This window comes from Pseudomonas koreensis, assembly GCF_036668835.1.
Classification (GTDB): Bacteria; Pseudomonadota; Gammaproteobacteria; order Pseudomonadales; family Pseudomonadaceae; genus Aquipseudomonas; species Aquipseudomonas koreensis_I.
Genome location: NZ_JAZEVW010000015.1, coordinates 17205 through 34726 on the forward strand (window position 1 = coordinate 17205; position 17522 = coordinate 34726).

Annotated in this window: 17 protein-coding genes; 14 read left to right on the plus strand and 3 right to left on the minus strand. The window is 62.3% G+C overall.

Annotated features, from left to right (window positions below):
* Position 1: 1 nt before the first annotated feature.
* The 13 genes from V6F91_RS26105 (at position 2) to V6F91_RS26165 (ending at position 13067) form a co-directional block, all read left to right on the plus strand.
* On the plus strand, positions 2-1054 hold the full coding sequence (locus tag V6F91_RS26105; RefSeq protein WP_332769648.1) for a glycosyltransferase family 4 protein: 1053 nt from the start codon (positions 2-4) through the stop codon (positions 1052-1054).
* Positions 1051-2421, plus strand: a complete 1371-nt coding sequence (locus V6F91_RS26110) for an O-antigen ligase family protein (RefSeq protein WP_332769551.1) — start codon at positions 1051-1053, stop codon at positions 2419-2421. Before V6F91_RS26105 ends, V6F91_RS26110 begins: the two co-directional genes overlap by 4 nt.
* Positions 2418-3386 (plus strand): glycosyltransferase, encoded by a 969-nt coding sequence (locus V6F91_RS26115; RefSeq protein WP_332769553.1) that lies wholly within the window; start codon positions 2418-2420, stop codon positions 3384-3386. The genes V6F91_RS26110 and V6F91_RS26115 overlap by 4 nt, the downstream gene beginning before the upstream one ends.
* Positions 3379-4515: a glycosyltransferase gene (locus V6F91_RS26120; RefSeq protein WP_332769555.1), complete on the plus strand. Its 1137-nt coding sequence runs from the start codon at positions 3379-3381 to the stop codon at positions 4513-4515. Before V6F91_RS26115 ends, V6F91_RS26120 begins: the two co-directional genes overlap by 8 nt.
* Positions 4516-4528: 13 nt before the next feature.
* Entirely contained in the window at positions 4529-5530 is a 1002-nt protein-coding gene (locus V6F91_RS26125; RefSeq protein WP_332769557.1) for a polysaccharide deacetylase family protein, read from the plus strand.
* The gene (locus tag V6F91_RS26130; protein ID WP_332769559.1) at positions 5527-6831 is read left to right on the plus strand and encodes an oligosaccharide flippase family protein; all 1305 of its coding nucleotides are present in this window, start codon (positions 5527-5529) and stop codon (positions 6829-6831) included. The genes V6F91_RS26125 and V6F91_RS26130 overlap by 4 nt, the downstream gene beginning before the upstream one ends.
* A complete protein-coding gene (locus V6F91_RS26135; RefSeq protein ID WP_332769561.1) occupies positions 6828-8747 on the plus strand; it encodes a hypothetical protein in 1920 nt (639 codons plus the stop codon). Before V6F91_RS26130 ends, V6F91_RS26135 begins: the two co-directional genes overlap by 4 nt.
* Positions 8748-8815: 68 nt before the next feature.
* The gene (locus V6F91_RS26140) at positions 8816-9505 is read left to right on the plus strand and encodes an N-acetyltransferase (protein WP_332769563.1); all 690 of its coding nucleotides are present in this window, start codon (positions 8816-8818) and stop codon (positions 9503-9505) included.
* Positions 9506-9509: 4 nt separating this feature from the next.
* Complete coding sequence (locus V6F91_RS26145; protein ID WP_332769565.1) at positions 9510-10697, plus strand: GNAT family N-acetyltransferase; 1188 nt, start codon at positions 9510-9512, stop codon at positions 10695-10697.
* Positions 10669-11460, plus strand: a complete 792-nt coding sequence (locus V6F91_RS26150; protein ID WP_332769567.1) for a ChbG/HpnK family deacetylase — start codon at positions 10669-10671, stop codon at positions 11458-11460. Before V6F91_RS26145 ends, V6F91_RS26150 begins: the two co-directional genes overlap by 29 nt.
* Positions 11461-11529: 69 nt before the next feature.
* Positions 11530-12222, plus strand: a complete 693-nt coding sequence (locus V6F91_RS26155; RefSeq protein WP_332769570.1) for an N-acetyltransferase — start codon at positions 11530-11532, stop codon at positions 12220-12222.
* Between the two features lie 240 nt (positions 12223-12462).
* Positions 12463-12756, plus strand: coding sequence for a type II toxin-antitoxin system RelE/ParE family toxin (locus V6F91_RS26160; protein ID WP_332769650.1), 294 nt, complete (start codon positions 12463-12465; stop codon positions 12754-12756).
* A 2-nt stretch (positions 12757-12758) separates the two neighbouring features.
* Positions 12759-13067: an addiction module antidote protein gene (locus V6F91_RS26165; protein WP_332769572.1), complete on the plus strand. Its 309-nt coding sequence runs from the start codon at positions 12759-12761 to the stop codon at positions 13065-13067.
* 126 nt (positions 13068-13193) lie between these two features.
* Here the strand turns inward: V6F91_RS26165 and V6F91_RS26170 are convergent, their stop codons facing one another.
* Positions 13194-13991, minus strand: coding sequence for a class I SAM-dependent methyltransferase (locus V6F91_RS26170; protein ID WP_332769574.1), 798 nt, complete (start codon positions 13989-13991; stop codon positions 13194-13196).
* Between the two features lie 138 nt (positions 13992-14129).
* Between V6F91_RS26170 and V6F91_RS26175 the strand changes: the two genes are divergently transcribed.
* The gene (locus tag V6F91_RS26175) at positions 14130-14477 is read left to right on the plus strand and encodes a hypothetical protein (protein WP_332769576.1); all 348 of its coding nucleotides are present in this window, start codon (positions 14130-14132) and stop codon (positions 14475-14477) included.
* 150 nt (positions 14478-14627) lie between these two features.
* Here the strand turns inward: V6F91_RS26175 and V6F91_RS26180 are convergent, their stop codons facing one another.
* Positions 14628-16058, minus strand: a complete 1431-nt coding sequence (locus V6F91_RS26180; RefSeq protein WP_332769578.1) for a sigma-54 dependent transcriptional regulator — start codon at positions 16056-16058, stop codon at positions 14628-14630.
* On the minus strand, positions 16027-17517 hold the full coding sequence (locus V6F91_RS26185) for a sensor histidine kinase (protein WP_332769580.1): 1491 nt from the start codon (positions 17515-17517) through the stop codon (positions 16027-16029). Before V6F91_RS26185 ends, V6F91_RS26180 begins: the two co-directional genes overlap by 32 nt.
* Between the last annotated feature and the right edge of the window lie 5 nt (positions 17518-17522).

Here is a 17522-nt window from a genome sequence, read left to right on the forward strand (position 1 = left end):
CATGCATGTGCTCAGCAGCGGCGGTTTCTATGGGGCCGAGCGGATGTTGCTGGATCATTGTCTGGCGACGCCGGGGCAGCATCAGGTGCTGTTTCTCGATGCGCCACCCGCACTGATCGAGCGCTTTCGCGAGGCCGGGGTGGATTGTCGCGGCTGTGCCGGGCTGGCTGATCTGCTGCGGCACGTGCGCCAGCGCCGCGCTGAACAACCGTTGCTCAATACGCACAATTTCAAAGGGCTGCTGTTTGGCTGGGTCGCGGCGACGCTGTTGCGCCTGCCGCTGGTGATCACTCAGCACGGCTTCACCCCGCGCAGCCGCAAGCAGAAGTTCTACACCTGGCTGAGCCTGCAACTGTGCCGCACGGCGTCCGTGGACCGGGTGGTCTGCGTGGCTGAAAGCATCGCTGTGCTGCACCGTCAGGCCAGCGTTCGCGCGGAAAAACTGCAGGTGATACCCAATGGCTTGCCTGCCGCAGCAGCCGTGGTTCCCGAAGCTGGCCGGCAACGCTGGCTGGTCGGTTACGTCGGCCGCTTGAGCAGCGAGAAAGGCCCGGATCTGTTCCTCGACGCGGTCATCGCGCTGTGTCACCAGCATCCGCAACTGGATGCGGTGATGCTCGGCGACGGTCCGGAACACGAGGCGCTGCAGGTGCGAATCGACAACGCCGGGTTGCACATGCGCATTCGCCTGCCGGGTTACCAAACGGTGATGCAACCGTGGTGGCAGCAACTCGATGCACTGGTGATCAGCTCGCGCACCGAGGGCACGCCGATGATTTTGCTTGAAGCGATGCAAGCCGGCGTGCCGGTGGTGGCGTTCGCGGTCGGCGGTATTCCCGATGTCTTGCAGGACCGCCACAACGGCCTGCTCGCGCCGCCGACCGATACCGCCGCCCTCGCCCGTCAGCTCGACACCTTGCTGGCTGAACCGAAGCTGGCCGCGCAACTGCGTGACAACGCAAAACGCACACAACAGGAACGCTACGACCTCAAGGCATTGGCCGAACGCTGGTCGCAGTTGTACATCCGCACGGCACGGGAGGCACGCGCATGATTTTCCCGCTCTCGATCGTCAGTCTGTTCGCACTGGTCAGCCTCGGTTTGCTGGCCAGCCCCTGGCCCTATCTGGCGCCGGGTGCGGTGCTGGGCCTGGTGGGTGTTGCGGTGCTCTACCGCAAGCCGAGCTGGGGTTTGCTGGGTATTGTCGCCCTGGTGCCGTTCGAGGGTTTCTTCAAGGACAGTTCGCTGTCGGGGAGCAAACTGATCGGCGCTTCGCTGGCGGTGATCGTCATGCTGCAACTGGCGCTGCACCAGATCCCGTCGGAACGCCTGCGCAGCAATATCTGGCGCGGCCTGATCGGCTTCATGGTTTTGTACTTCCTCAGCCTGCTCAACACCGATGACATGGGCATGTCGCTGGGGCATCTGCGCGAACTCAGCGTCGGCCTGATCCTGTTTGTGATTACTTTGTTGATTGGTCGCGAGCTGAACCTGGACCTGTTCGCACGCCTGGTGACCCTCGCGGTGACCGCCACCTGCGCGATGGCGATGTTCTCGGTGAAATTCCAGGATCAGGGCCGCGCTGCCGGGCTGCTTGAAGACCCCAACGCCTTCGCCATGCTGATCGCCTTTGCGATTCCTTTGGGGCTGCTGCTGGTGATCCGCAGCCCGAACCTGCTGCACCGCTTGTTCTGGGGCGGCTGCTGCCTGCTGTTGCTCGGCGGCATGACCAAGACCGAATCGCGTTCCGGCCTGGTGGTGCTGGCCCTGAGCCTGTTGATCGGCGTCTGGCACTACCGCGCGCAACTGACGCGGATTCGGCCACGGCACCTGGGTTTTGCCATGCTCGGCGCGGCCATCGTCATTCCACTGGCGATCTACGCGATGCCGGCCGGTTACCTGGCGCGGATCCAGTCGCTGAGCATCCTCAGCGCCGGCGCCAAGGCGCAGGACGAATCCCTCGGTCGGCGCGCTTCGTATATCGTCGTCGGCGGCCAGATGATCCGCGACAATCCGCTGCTCGGCACCGGCCCCGGCACCTTCCCGCTGCATTACGCAACCACCGGTTATGCCAAGGCGTTTTCCGCCAATCGCAAGATCGGCGACTTATACCGCCGCGCACACAACACCTATCTGGAAATCTTCAGTGAATTGGGCGTACCTGCCGGGCTGTTTTTCGTCGGCATGCTCGGCCTCGGTGCCTACAACCTCGTCCGGGCGCGGGCGGCATGGCTGCGACGCCGGGACTGGCGCCAGGCTGACCTGATGACGCACCTGGGCGTGAGTTTTCTGTCGCTGACCTTGTTCCTGATGTTCCTCAGCGCGCCAAACCAGAAATACGTGTGGATCATGCTCGCGCTGACCAGCGTGCTGCGCCTCAAGGCCGAGCATGCACCCTTGAATCCGGAGGCTGGCGCATGAGCCGCATCAGTATTGTCATTCCGATGTACAACGAGGCGCGGCACATTGGTCGCACCTTGCTGGCGGCACAAAAAGCCGCGCACGCGGCCAATGTCGAGTGCGAGCTGATTGTGGTCGACAACGGCTCGACCGATCAGGGCCCGCACATTGCCCGTCAGTTCGGCGCGACCGTGCTGAGCCTGCCGGGGCTGCTGATCGGCGCCTTGCGCAATCGCGGCACGGCGGTTGCCAGCGGTGAATGGCTGGCGTTCATCGATGCCGACGTGGAGATGCCGGAGAACTGGCTGGCACCCTTGTTCGACATCGAAGCCAGCGGCCAGGCTGACGTTTTCGGCCTGAGTCTGCACACACCGGCCGAGGCGCCATGGTTCGCCACCGCCTGGCAGCGTCGTGCTTCGGCGCCTGCACATCAGGCCTGGCACAGCGTCGACTGGCTGCCCAGCTCCAATCTGCTGATGCGTCGCGCGTGGTTCGACAAGGTCGGTGGCTTCAGCGAAACCCTGCGCACCGGCGAGGACAAGGAGTTAACCCTGCGCCTGCACAAGCAGGGCGCGCGCCTGCTGTCGGTCAACGACAAGGCCGCCCTGCATTGGGGCTACGAAATGAACTGGCGCGAATGGATGGGCAAGGAAATGTGGCGTCAGGGCAGCCATCTGCAACTGCTGCGCAACCATGGCATGAGTGTGCGCCTGCTGCGCTTTCCGGCGTTGTCGCTGTTGGTCTGGCTGTTGGACTTTCTGGCTATCTCGGCCCTGTTTGACGGTTTCCCACACCATGCCGCGGTGATGATCGCGCTGACGCTGATGCCGGGTCTGGTCCTCAGCGTGCGGCAAAGCCTCAAACACCGCGATCCCGTCCTGACCTTGCAATTGTGGGGTTTGCATTGGCTGCGCCTGCACCTGGCCGGCGCCGCTTTCATTCTCAGTCTGTGTCAGTGGAACGCAAGGAGGCCTGCCCGTGGCTGAAGTCATTTTCTGGATGTGCCTGTTGCTGCCGGTGTACGCCTATATCGGTTACCCGTTGCTGCTGACGCTGCTCGCCCCGCTGTTCCCGGCGTGGCGGCATGCGCCGGCGCCGCCGCTCAACGTGAGCATCGTGATTGCCGCGCACAACGAGGCGCGGCACATCGAACACAAGTTGCGCACGCTGCTGGCCCAGGATTATCAGCCGGCTGCGTTGCAGATCATCCTCGCCAGCGATGGTTCGACCGATGACACCGTGGCCTGCGCGCAAAAGGTTGTCGATCCACGCATTACCGTGCTCGACCTGCCGCGCCAGGGCAAAGCCGCGACGCTGAACGCCGGCGCAGCGCTGAGTACGGGCGATATTCTGGTGTTCACCGATGCCGACAACCAATGGTCACGCGACACCCTCGGCCATTTGCTTGCGCCGCTGAGTGATCCGCAGGTCGGTGCTTGCGCCGGGCACATGGTGATTCCGGTCACCGGCGGTGGCTTGAGCGTGGGCGACAGCCTGTATCGGCATTACGAAGGCTGGTTGCGCCGGGTGGAGAACCGCACCGGTTGCATGGTTTCCGCCGACGGCGCGCTGCTTGCCCTGCGCCGCGAGTTGTTCCAGAACGTGCCGGCCGAGGTCAACGATGACTTCTTTATCAGCACCTGCGCACCGGTGGCCGGCAAGCGCATCGTCTATGTGCCCGAGGCGCAGGTCATCGACCATGGCGTTGATGAAGCGGACAAGCAATTCCGCCGTCGCCAGCGCGTCACCGTAGGTGGCCTGCAAAGCCTGGCGCAGCGCAGCGAACTGCTCAACCCGTTCAAGCATGGCCTGTATTCGCTGGCACTGATCAGCCACAAACTGATCCGCCGCCTCGCACCGATCCTGTTGCTGCCGTTGCTGTTGAGCAATTTCTGCTTGTGGCAGGAGCACGGTTTTTATCGCCTGAGCCTGATCGCGCAGCTGTTCGGCTATGCGGTGGCGATTGCCGGGTTACTCGACGCACAACACCGCTTGCCGAAACCGTTCCGCCTCGCCGCATTCCTGCTGGTCACCCTCGCCGGGATGAGCCTGGGCCTGTGGCAGTTCCTGCGCGGCCAGCGGTATGCGCAGTGGAATCCCGAACAGAACCGTTAGGAGGGCCGAGGCGATGGCGATCAAACAACTGCTCAAACGCACCAGTGGCTGGCTCTATCTGCACTCGCCGGTGGGCCGCAACCAGTTGCAGGGGGCCGGGGTGATTCTGATGCTCCACCGCGTGCTGGGCAACGACCGCGCCGCCGACTTGCCGCATCGCAACGAACTGTGCGTGGGGCCGAAGGCGTTCGAGCATCTGCTGGTGTGGTTGCGCAAGCATTTCGATTGCGTGCCGCTGATGGAAATCCTCCAGCCCAACTCACTGCGCACCGAGCGCCCGCGCGTGGCGCTGACCTTCGATGACGGCTGGCGCGACAACGCCGTCAATGCCTTCCCGCTGCTGCAGAAACACCAGATACCGGCGAGCATTTTCCTCTCCACCGACTTCATCGGCAGCCGGCAGCGTTTCTGGTGGGAAGCTGTCGGTGAAACCTTGTGGGGCAGCCACGGCGACAAGGCGCGGATGCACCTGATCGAATGCCTGCATGCCACGCATCATCCGCTGCCGGTGCTGCTCGATGACATCGACGTCGAGCGCCGCAGCCTGGCACTGCTGCATTACCTGCAAGGGTTGAAGTCGCTTGAACCGCAAGAACTCGAACGCCTGACTGACCAATGCCCGCAGGAATCGCAACCGCAGGCACTGGACTGGCATCAGGTGCGGGCGCTGGAGGCCAGTGGCCTGGTGCGTTTCGGCCCGCACGGCGCCAGCCACGCGATCCTCACCGGCCTTGACGATGTGCGCCTGAGCGAAGAAATCAGCCGCAGCCGCGATGCCTTGCACAATGGCTGCAACCGGCCGCTGCCGGTGTATTGCTACCCCAACGGCGACAACGACGAACGCGTGCGCGAACAGGTCGCCAATCACGATTATCCGTTTGCGCTCGGCACCGGCACCGGCCTTTATCGCGGCGAAGGCGAGCCGCTGAACCTGCCGCGTTTCGGCGTCAGCCAACGCAGCGCGCGTAACCCGCAATTGCTGTCGTGGCGAATCTTTCGCGGGGCGCGGCCATGAGTCGCGGCCACTACCTCAAGCACCTGGCGCTGAGCATGGGCACCAAACTGGCGATGATTGCCCTGTGTTTGCTGCGCAACGTACTGCTGGCGCGGATTCTCGGACCGAGCGAGCGCGGCCTGTTCGCCTTGCTCAGTACCTTGCCAGACCTGATCAGCGCGGCGACCAGTGGCGGGCTGAATTCGGCGGTCGGTTATCAGGCGGCCAAGCAACGGCCGATGGGCCTGCTGCTCAGTCAGGTATTGGTGTTCGGTTGCCTGTTGGCGGGGTTGTTGACCTTGCTGGTGGTGGCGCTGGTGCGTGAATTCGGCAGCGAACTGGACGTGACGATGCAGCTCGGCCTGCTCGCCTGGCTGTTGCTGTTGGCCGTGCCGCTGACGGTGTTGAAAAGCGGCCTGCTGACCCTGCACAACGCGTCGGGCGGCGTGGTCGCGTTCAACGTCTTGCGGCTGATCGAGTCGCTGGCGCCGCTGCTGTTGTTCGTCGCGCTGTTCTGGATGTGGCAAAGCGCGGCGCTGGAGGCGGCGCTGATCAGTTGGCTGGCCGGGATCAGTCTGGTGGTCCTGGCCGGCTGGGTCTGGCTCAAGCGCGCACAACCGCTGCAATTGCAATGGGATCGCGCCAGCCAGAACGAACTGCTGCGCTACAGCGCGCGCAGCCATCCTGATTTGCTGTTCCAGCAGGTGATCCTGCGTTCGGATTATCTGTTCATCGGCGCCCTGCTCGGCAGTACCGCCCTGGGTCATTACGCCATGGCCAGCGCGGCCGCCGAACTGCTGTTGATCGTCCCCGAAGCGGTCACCACGCCGCTGATGAAGCGCCTGCTGCAACAGGACGAGGGCATGGACAAGGTCACGCCGCTGGCGCTGCGGCTGACCGCGACGGTGATGCTTGGCGCCTGCCTGAGCATGGCGCTGATCGGCGAATGGCTGATCATCAGCCTGTTCGGCGCGGCTTATCAACCGGCTTATCCGGCGCTGTTGGCGCTGCTGCCAGGGCTGCTGGGCCTGTGCTATGCGAGCATTCTGCGCCTGGACCTGCTGGGCAAAGACCGCCCCGGCACGGTGTCGTTGCTGATGGGCCTGGGTGCACTCCTGAATCTGGCGCTGAACCTAGTGTTGATTCCGGCGTACGGCATCGTCGGCGCGGCGGCTGCCTCGTCGATCGCCTATCTGGCGGTAACCGTGGCGATGCTGGTGTTGTATTGCCGTTTAAGCGGCGTGCCGTTCTGGCAGACGCTGATCATCCTGCCGCGCGACGTTTTGCCCATGTGGCTGATGCTGCAACGGAGGACGGCATGAGGCATCTGGCTCTGCTGTTCGGCCTCGGTCTGTCGCTGGACGCGTTTGCTGCGTCGATGCGCTGGGGTGAAATCCGCGACGGCAGTCTGTATCTGCAAACCGATCGTCCCGACACGTTGACCGTACGCTGGACGCCGGCGTGGCAGGCTGACGCCAACGAAGAACATCTGTATCTGCTGGACGGTCAGGGCAAGCTGCAGGGCGACCGCTTGATCAAGGCCAGCGAGGTGCGGGGTACGCAGAGCTGGCCGTTGGTGCCCGGCGCGGCCAGTTATCGGCTGGAGATTCCCGGCTACAGTTTCCGCCATTATCGCGTCGAGCACGACGAACGTACCGTCGCGCTGTTCGCCCCGGCCAAGGTGCATTTCAGTGCCGAAACCCATGGCGGCGATGTGTTGTATTTCAAAGTCGCCGCGGGTGAGCGCGCGGTGCTCGCCGGCAAGTTTCATGGTGGCGTCAGCAGCTTGCAGGCGCAGCGTATCGGCGACCCGCAGACCCTGACATTGGCGCTCAAACCCTATCGTGCCTATTGGCAGTTCGATCAACTGGCATTGCCGGTCAGCACCCGCGAACAGGTCTGGCGCTTGAGCCTGCAAGGCAGCGGCAAAGCGGCGTTCTGGCTCGATGGCACGGCCAATCTGTTCGCGCAGAGTCCACAACAACTGCAACCGCTGCGTGAAGAGCCGGGGCAGACGCGGCTGGTGCTGCACGACAAGATTCTCGGGCGCACGCCGGACCTGGGCATCGCCCTGCCTTACGTGATGCCGCCAACCGCCAGCCACGCCGCTCTCGACGCGCTGCAACCGACGGCGGCGAGTTACTACAGTTTTGTCGACGTCACGGCGAAAAATCCGCAGTTCGAAAACGCCTTCCGCCGGGTTTATCAGGAGCGTTTCGGCATCCGTCAGGACATCACCCTTTTGGCGGGCAGCCAGCGCCAGGCCGATTTGCGCGCCGATGGGCAAAGCAACAGCGGCCTCGATGCATGGCTGACCGCAACCCGCGCGCTCGGCGGCAACGGCACGCATTACATTGGGTTTGCCGACGAGCCGAACCTCAACTATTCGAACTACGCGCAGTATCAGGCGATTTTTGCCAGCATGGCGCGCCAGGTGCGCAACGATCCGGCGAATGCCGCAGCCGGCGTGCGCATTGCCGTGCCGGCCAGTTCGCGGCTGGTCAACGGGCCGTTTGCCGACAATGCTGCAGACAAGCGCGGCATCGACTGGGCGCGGCGCTTGCTCAGCGAATCCGCCGATCAGGTCGACGCGCTGGCCTGGCATGAATGGATGATCCGCGACGTGCTCGCCACCCGCGTCTACCGCGACAGCGTGCGCCGCGCCGCTGAACTGGTCGGGCTCGACGCCAAGGGTCAGCCGCGCAAGGCCTTGCTGCTCGACCAGACCAACCTGTCCAGCGGCTCCAGCCTCAGCCCTTACGATCAGGACACCCACTACACCTCGCTGTGGTGGGCCTCGGTGGTGATCAACGCCTCGCAGGATGGCTTGCTGACCATGCTCAACTGGTTCCAGGCTGCCGATGAGCCGCAGTACCCCAAAGGCATGTTGCGTGTACTCGGCGACGATCGCTTCGAGCTGAAACCGGTGGGCCTGGCCCAGCAATTCATTGCACAGCACTGGCTGCGGCAAGTGCTGCAACTGGACAACGACGCCTTTGAAGTCGATGTGCTGGCGATGGCCGATGACGCGCAGCGTGGCCTGCTCGGCGTGAACAAAGGCACGCGCCTGCAACGCGTGGATCTGAGCGGCGCCAGGTGCCCGCTGAACAAGGGCGCCCTGCGTTATTTCGGTGCCGACAATCGCAGCCGTGACGCACCGTTTGCCTGTGAAAACGGGCGCGTGCGTTTCGAATTGCCGGGGCAGACCCTGTTTGCCCTGAACTGGAGCGCTTCATGAGCCGCCCTTTGATGCTCTGCCCCGCGAGCCTTGCGCCGCGCAAGGCAACCTCATCTGGAGAAACAATCATGGATGTCTGGCAAAAACTCACCGCTCATATTCGTCGCAAAGGCCTGCGTGCCACGCTTGGCAAGATTCGCAAACTGTATTTTTTTGCCCATCAGGAACTGCTGTGGATGGAGCGCGACCTGGTCAGCCCAGTGCCGCCGCACAGCCTCAAACCTTACCCGCCGCTGCGGGTGAAGAAGATCACCGCGGACAACGCCAGCGCCTTCGCGCGCTACTTCGGCGACCGCGTCGGGACCATGGCCGAACTGGCCCGGGAAGGTCATACCGGACACATGCACGTCGATGATCAGGGCGATGCCGTGGCGTTCATCTGGGGTACGCCGCGCGACTATTTTGATCGGCACTACTACGGCTGCCTGTTCCCGGTAAAACCCGGCGAGTTCTTCGAGTTTGGCGGCGAACTGACCCGCGCCTACTGGGGCACCGAGCTGTCGGTAGACCTGCAACTGGAGCTGTGGAAAGCCATGGCCGCGCAAGGTTGCAACAAAGTCGTCGACGTCTGCGAGTTCTACAACATCCCGGCGCTCAAGCTGCACCTGCGCATGGGCTATACCGAACAGCAGCGGATCATGAATATCTACACGCTGTTCGGCCGCTGGCGCTTTTACCGCGAGACCCGCTACAGCGGCTCGCGCCTGGACGCGCTGCGTAAACCCTCCCGTTCACCTGTCACAGCCACGGCGACCTGAACCTATGGTGATGCGATTCGAATGGCGCACGTCGCTGTGCGCCGCCGACTTCCCGGCAACTGCGTACGAAGCGTTGCGCTTGCGCGTGACTGACCACACGCCGTTCAACAACCTCGGCTGGTTGTGTGCGGCGCAACAGGCGCTCGCCGCGGATCAACACTTGCACATTCTGCTCGGTTGGCAAGCAGAGGAACTGCGTCTGTGCCTGCCCCTGGTGGCCAGCAGTGAGCGCTTCGCCGGTGTGCCGTTTCGGGTTTTGCATCACTTGGGTTATCCGCTGGCCGATCGCCTCGCGCTGTTGTCGTTGCTCGGCAGTGAGGACATGTGCGAAGCGCTGGTGTTGATTCGCCAACGCCTGCCCCACGCACTGCTGCAACTCAACGAACTGTCGGAACCGGCCGGTGAAGAAAGTGCGCTTACCGAATGGATGGCGCGCAGTTCCACTGCCGAACGACGCCTGAGTTGCCGGGTGCCGGTGCACCTGATCAGCGACGCCGACCGTCAGGAAGTCTCCGGCGACCCGCGCTACAAACTGCGACGGGCGCGTAAGAGAATTGCCGCGTGTGGCGCGCAGATCCGCCGGATTACCCCGGATGCGCTGAGCATGGGCGCCTTGTTGCAAACCATCGGTGAAGTCGAGGCGGTGAGCTGGAAAGGTGACGAAGGCGTCGGGATTTTCGCCACGCCACGCAGCCGCCAATGGATCGAGCGCGCCTTCACCGCCCTCGCTGGCCAGGGCCTGGTGCGCGTGGTGATGCTTGAGCTGAACGGCCGCTGCATCAGCTATCGCCTCGGCCTGCTCGAACAGGGCCGGCTCTACGATTACAACCTCGCCTTCCTGCCGCAATACGCCGACCTGGGCAGTGGCCGGGTGTTACTCGAAGAATGGATTCGCTGGGGGCTGGAGGAGCACTGGCACTGGATCGATGCCTCGCGGGTCAGCCTGGAAAATTCCAGCCATCAACTGCACGAACGCATGACCGGACAACTGGAACACTGGCGCTGGAGTTTCTATTCGTGGCGTCCGAGCGGTCTGGCGCTGGGTCTGGCGCTGCGCATCTGGTATCGCTGCAAACCTGTCGTGCAACAGTGGCGGGCCAAGCGCGCCAATCCAAAACCCGCACAGGACGTGCAACCTGTCGCAATCACGCCGGAGGGCGGCCATGCCTCGCCAAGTCATAGTCAACGCTGATGACTTCGGTCTCAGCCCCAACGAAAACGCGGTGATCTTCGCTGCCTTTCAGGCCGGCCTGATCAGCTCGGCCACGGCCATGGCCAATATGCCGGCGTTCGACGCCGCCTGCGCCATGGCCCGCCATCCGGCGTTGAAAGGCCGGATCGGTTTGCACTTCAACCTGACCTACGGGCGCCCTTTGAGCCAGGCGATTGTGGCGCGGCGAACCTTCTGCGATGACCACGGCGTGTTCGACCTCAGCCTGCCCCGCCACTGCCTGTGGCTCGGCCGAGAGGACCGCGAGGCGGTGCGCGAGGAATTACAGGCGCAGTGGCAACGCTGCGTCGATCAGGACATGCGCCCGAGCCATATCGACTCGCACCAGCACGTACACAACATCTGGCCGATCGGTGAAATCGTCGCGCGGTTTGCCGCCGAGCAAGGCGTACCGATCCGGCTGGCGCGCAACCTTGGGCACAACCTCACCTTGCCCAAACGCGTATTCAAAGGTTTGCTCAACGGCCGTTTGCAGAGCCTGGCGCGGGTCACCGCCGATTACGTTTGCACACCGGTGGACCTGCGCAATGCCAGCGTGCCGTGCGATGGCGTGCTGGAAATCGTCGCCCACCCGACCCGCCTCGGCGTCGATTTCGGCGATGCCTATCTCGACTCCGGTGAGTCGTTGAGCGAGGTACTCGAACAGGGTTTGAGAGGCGTCGCGCGAGTCTCGTATGCCGACCTCAATCGAGAAGAAACACAAGGCGCCACGGCGCTCGAATGAATCAACGCTGTAACGCACGCTGACACGACACTCACCACAACATCCGGGCCGAGACCCAGGAGGGGCATCATGAGCATCATCACCAAAGTGCAAGATCGCATCAGACACAAAGGCTTGGGCCGCACCGTCGGGACGTTGTGGAAACGCTACGTATTCTTCCACTGGGAACTGCTGTGGATGGAGCGCGACCTGGTCAGCCCGGTGCCGCCGCACAAACTGCGTCCGTATGAAGGCCTGCGCAAAGTCGACATCACCCCAGAGAACGCGGTGGCGTTCAGCAAGCACTTCGGTGACCGCGTCGGCACCATGGCCGAACTGGCTGCCGAGGGCCACACCGGGCACATGTACCTCGACGCCGCTGGCCACGCCGTGGGTTTTATCTGGGGCAGCATCCGCGACTACCACGACCGCCACTATTACGGCTGCACCTTCCCGGTCAAACCCGGCGAGTTCTTCGAATTCGGCGGCGAAATGATCCGCGCCTACTTCGGCAGCAGCCTGTCGGTGGACGTGCAGGTCGCGCTGTGGCAAGCCATGGCGGCGCAGGGTTGCACCAAGGTGGTCGACGTTTGTGAAACCCACAACATCCCGGCGCTGAAACTGCATATCCGCATGGGTTATCAGGAACAAGGCCGGGTGACCCACGTTTACTGCCTGTTCGGCCGCTGGAAGTTTTTCCGCGAAACGCGCTACGAAGGGTCACGCCTGGACCCGCTGCGTAAACCGGGACGGCCAGTGGTGAGTGCGCCGGCGCAGGCTTGAACCAAACTCGGGAAATGTGGCGGCCGCCAGGCCGCCATCGCGAGCAGGCTCGCTCCTACACTGGACAGTGGCATTACACAGATCCAGTGTAGGAGTGAGCCTGCTCGCGATGAGGCCAGTAGCTGCACCCGAAGCTCTACAATCGATTGACTAGTTGCCTACAAACCCGGGCGACACTTCCAACATCCAGTAAAGACTTGGCTGACTGCTTGTCCGTATCCACTTGGATACAGTCGAGTACTGACTTATCTTATCCAGCAAACTGTAACCTTCCTGGCTTGGCACCGCTCGATTCAAGACTTGCGCGCCAGAGTAGCTATTGCCCGTCGCATTGATCGGGCGTCAACAGGTAATCTCGGCGACGCTAAATCCGTGGGCAATGGGGTCTCTGAGATGCGTCTGGATATTGGCGCGGGCTACCGGGTGTATTTCACAATCCGCAACGGCGCAGTAATTATTCTGCTGGCCGGAGGCGACAAATCCTCACAAAGCGCAGACATCCGACGCGCACAAAAAATGGCAAAGGAGGTTTAACCATGAGCCAGACTTTGACGAATTTCGACATGGTCGCGCTGCTCGACAGTGACGAAGCCATCAGTGAGTACCTGTCACAGGTGCTTGCAGACGGAGACAGCGAAGAATTCCTGCGCGCAATCGGCTACGTGTTAAGGGCGCGAGGGATGACGCAGGTCGCCAGGAATTCAGGCATGGGTCGTGAAAGTTTGTACAAGGCTTTTGCTCCCGGAGCGAAGCCGCGCTTTGACACAGTGTTGAAGGTGATTCATGCGTTGGGCATTGATCTTTATGCGCAGCCGGGGCACGTAGTGAATCACGCCGTTCCCTGAATTTTGTAGCGGTCGCAACGCCGCCATCGCGAGCTGGCTCGCTCCTACACTGGACAGTGGCATTACACAGTTCCAGTGTAGGAGTGAGCCTGCTCGCGATGAGGTCATTGGCTACACCGACAGACTTCAGGATTTGCTGGCAATCAAGGTAAAGCACATCGGCATCTGCGCCTGCTGGTTCAGGTAGCGGTCATACACCTCTTCCCGGTTCGAATGCGCATACTCCTGAAAATCCACGATGCTCAGCCCCGCTTCGATGGCGCCGCTAAAGATCGCCCCCAGCGTATGTACGAACCAGTACGACTTTGCTGCCGGCTGCTCGACCTTGCCGACATACACAATCGGTTCTTCCAGCACAAACGGCTCGGCACGGAAATACGAGCTGACGAGGCGGTAGGGATCTTCAGCTTGCGGATCAACCATTTCCAGAAACGGATGGGTTTCGTAGATCACCAGCTTGCCGCCCGGTTTCAGCACCTTCGCAACATGGCGGAAGAATTCGCCAATGTCAGGCATCCAGTTGAGCACACCGATGGTGATCAGGGCGACGTCGAAGCGCTTATGCAGCGATGCGGGCAGATGGTGGATATCGCTTTCGACGAATTCGGCATTGCGCGGCGAGCGGCTGTTCAGCTCGTGGGCCTGTGCGAGAAAGGCTGCTGATTGATCCACGCCGACCACACTGCGCGCCCCCAGCGCAAACAGCGACAGGCTTTCCCGACCGTTGTTGCAACCCAGTTGAATCACGTCTTTGCCGTCGACGTCCAGCAAGCCGCGCAGGGTGTCATCAAGGCAGCAAAACTGCGCCTGCGCAACATCGCTGAGCAATGCCTGCCAGTCCGGTGAATCCTGATGATGGCGGGCGGAATCGTTCCACGCCTGTCGATTGCTCGCGATGGCGGTTTTGGGATCAGGCACTTCCATGGCGCACTCCGGATGAGGCTCGTGATTGAGCCGGGCAGAGTCTAGATCAGCGTGGTGACCGGGTGTGTTGCAAACTTGTAAGCGGTTTCACAGCTATAGTTAACAGCCTTGGGGAAAACCGCACTCGCAGGTGCCGCCATGCTAAAGCTCGATCGGCTGCTGTTGACGGGTTGTCTGCTCGCTGCCACTCAGGCGCAAGCGCTGGACAGCAACTTCATTTATTACGGGCCCAACCAGCCCTTCGCCCACCCTGCTCCGTACTCGCTGAACGCTACGCCACCCAGACCTTACGAGGACACCGCGCCGGCAGACTTCATCGTGCTGCCGGGAGGCCAGGAGTTTACCGATTCACAATTGCCGACTGTGGCGGATGCGACGGTGCGGGTGTTTATTCGCACCTACGATGCCGAGCGCGGGATTTATGTGAATGACGAGGTGCAGGATCCGAGTTGTGTGCTGGAGTGTTTGAGCCGGCAGCAACATTGATCCTGATTGGCCAAGTCTTTCGCAGACACCGAATACCCTTGTGGGAGCGAGCTTGCTCGCGAATGCGGTGTGTCAGCCAACATAAAAGTGACTGAACCACCGCTTTCGCGAGCAAGCTCGCTCCCACAGGGGAAATGCGGTGTACCTGGGTTACCACTGCCGCTTGTCCGGCCGGGCGAGGCCGAGTTTTTCGATGCGGTAGCGCAGCATGTCGCGGCTCAGGCCCAGCAGGCGTGCGGACTTGGTGACGTTCCAGTCGGTCTTGTCGAGCATCTTGCGCACCATGTCACGTTCGACTTCCGGCAGGTTCATCGATTCAGTATTGCTCGCCGGCCGCGCCTCGTAATGGCTCGGCACTTCGTGCAAATGCATGGGCGGTTCGTCGACCAGGCTCATGCAGACGTTGAGCTGATGCGCGGCAATGGTGTCGCTCGGGGCCAGCAGCACGGTTTGTTCGAGCATGTTGCGCAGCTCGCGCACGTTGCCCGGCCAGGTGTAACTGAGCAGCAACTCCTCGGCTTGCTGGCTGAAGTGCAGATCAGGTTTGCCATAGCGCTTGCCGTGGCTGGCGAGGAAATGCCGCGCCAGTTGCAGAATGTCGTCACCGCGCGCGTACAGGCGCGGCACCTTGATCGAGATGATCCGCAGGCGGAAAAACAGATCACGGCGGAATTTACCCTGCTGGACCATCTGCTCAAGGTTGCAGTTGGTCGCGCTGATCACCCGCAGATTGACCTTGCGCTCTTTCACCGAACCGACCCGGCGAATGGTGCGGTCCTCCAGCAACTTCAGGATCTTGGCCTGCAACAGCAAGTCCATTTCGCCGATCTCGTCGAGAAACAGCGTGCCGCCATCCGCCGCTTCCACCAACCCGACCCGGCGATCCTTGGCGTCGGTGAACGCGCCCTTTTCATGGCCGAACAGCTCCGACTCGACCAGATTCGACGGGATCGAGGCGCAGTTGAATTCGATGAACGGGCCTTTGCTGCGCGGGCCGTCGAAGTGCAGCGCGCGGGCCACCAGTTCCTTGCCAGTGCCGGTTTCACCCTCGACCAGCACCGGCGGCAGATCGGTGTTGGCCATGCGCCGCTCGGCGTCGAGCAACTGACCGATGGTGTTCTTCAAATACTGCATGGGCGGCGAGTCACCGATCAGCGCCTGTACTCCGGATTTCTGCGCTTCGCGATCCTGATAGAACGACAGCGTGCGCTCCAGCCGCTCAGTCGCCAGGGCCTTGTCCAGCAGCAGCTTGAGCTCCGGCAAGGCGACCGGTTTGGTGACGTAATGAAAGGCGCCCTCCTTCATCGCCACCACGGCATCTTCGACGTTGCCGTAGCCGGTCATCATGATCACTTTCAGATCCGGCGCGCTGACGCGCAGCTTCTGTATCAGGTCGTGGCCGCTCATGCCCGGCAGCGAGTTGTCGGTGAGCACGATGTCCGGCAGGTAACTGTTCAATTGCTCCAGCGCGTCTTCAGCCGAGTGGCAGACGGTCACCTCGAAGTCCTTGCGCTCCAGGTAGGTCTGAATATTGTCGGCCAGCAGTTCGTCATCCTCGACCAGCAGAATGCTGTGTTCCATATTCCCCTCCCGATGCCACTTTGAAGTTGAGACTGACGCGGGTTCCCTCCTGCTCGCGACTGGTCAGCACGACCGAGCCCTGAAAACGCTCCATGATGCGTTTGACCAACGCCAGGCCGACGCCGAGGCCGCCCTGTTTGGTGGTGAAAAACGGCTTGAACACCAACAGCTGCTGCTGCGCGCTCATGCCCTTGCCGGTGTCGCTGAGGGTCATGCGCACACGGTCCGGCTGCGGTGATTCGAATTCGACGCTGAGCACCCCACCCTTGGGCATGGCCTCCAGCGCATTGGCAAACAGACTGTTAAGGATTTGCGTGAGCAGGACTTTCTGGCTGAGCACCGGCAGGCAGCTCTGCGCCTGCAAGCGCACCTCGACGTTGCTGCGCTTGATCAAGGCATCGAAAGCGCCAATGGTGTCCTCGACCGCCATCAGCAGATCCACCGCCTCGCCGTCGTCACTCATCGGCCGCAGCGACACCAGCAGTTCGCGCACCCAGCGCGACATGCGATCGACCTGGCTGATGATGTCGCCGATGTTGCGCTGCGCGCCGGGGCTGGCGATTTCCTGGGCCAGTTCGGCGCTGGAACGGATGGTCGCCAGCGGATTGCGCAGACTGTGCGCCACTGCCGAGGACATCTCGCCGAGGGCGACGAAGGTTTCGTTGCTGATCAGTTGCCGTTGCTGGCTCTGCAGCAGTTTCGCCGCCCGCCGCACGATCCAGAACAGCGCCAGAAAGATCGCCGCACCGCCAAAACACGTCGCCGCCCAGATCGAGGCGAAACCGCGGTCGATGCGATCAACCAGATCCGCCGGCTCCTTGTACACCTCGACCATGGCGATGACCTTGCTCTGGTCGGCGTTGAACATCGGAATGTAGTTCTCGATGAACAGGTATTTCGGCTCGCGCAGCAGGCGCTGCTCGGGTTTTTCCTCGTCGATCTTGTGGTAGCTCGAAGACACCGGCACCTTCATTTCGAACGACTCGTCGAGTTCGTCGTCATCCTCGATGCGCACGCCGATCAGTTCCGGGTTAGTCGACCAGATCACCGTACGATCCAGCGCGTAAACCGTCGCCAGAAGCATGTCGGGCAGGTGCGCAACGTGATCGAGAAACTCGGCGCGGGCCGCGGCGTGTGCACCCGGTTCGACATCGGCATAGTTGCCGTCCTGCCGCGGGTCGAGCATTTCCCCCATAGTGCGCGCCGGGCTGATGTTGGCGTGGCGCATTTCCGCAGCGCCAATGGCCTGGACGAATTGCGCGGTGAGCAAGGCGTCGCGTTCGACGCTTTCGGTGACGACAAAACGCGTCGAGACGTATCCGAGCCCCAGTGCGACGGCGGCGATGATGAAAAAACTGGCGAGGGAAAACCAGCGCAGCAGATTGAACTGTTCGCGCCAGCCCTTGCCTGCTGCCGATGTGTGCGGCGCAGTGGTTTCTTGTGCTTCCAGTCGCTGCATGGCAA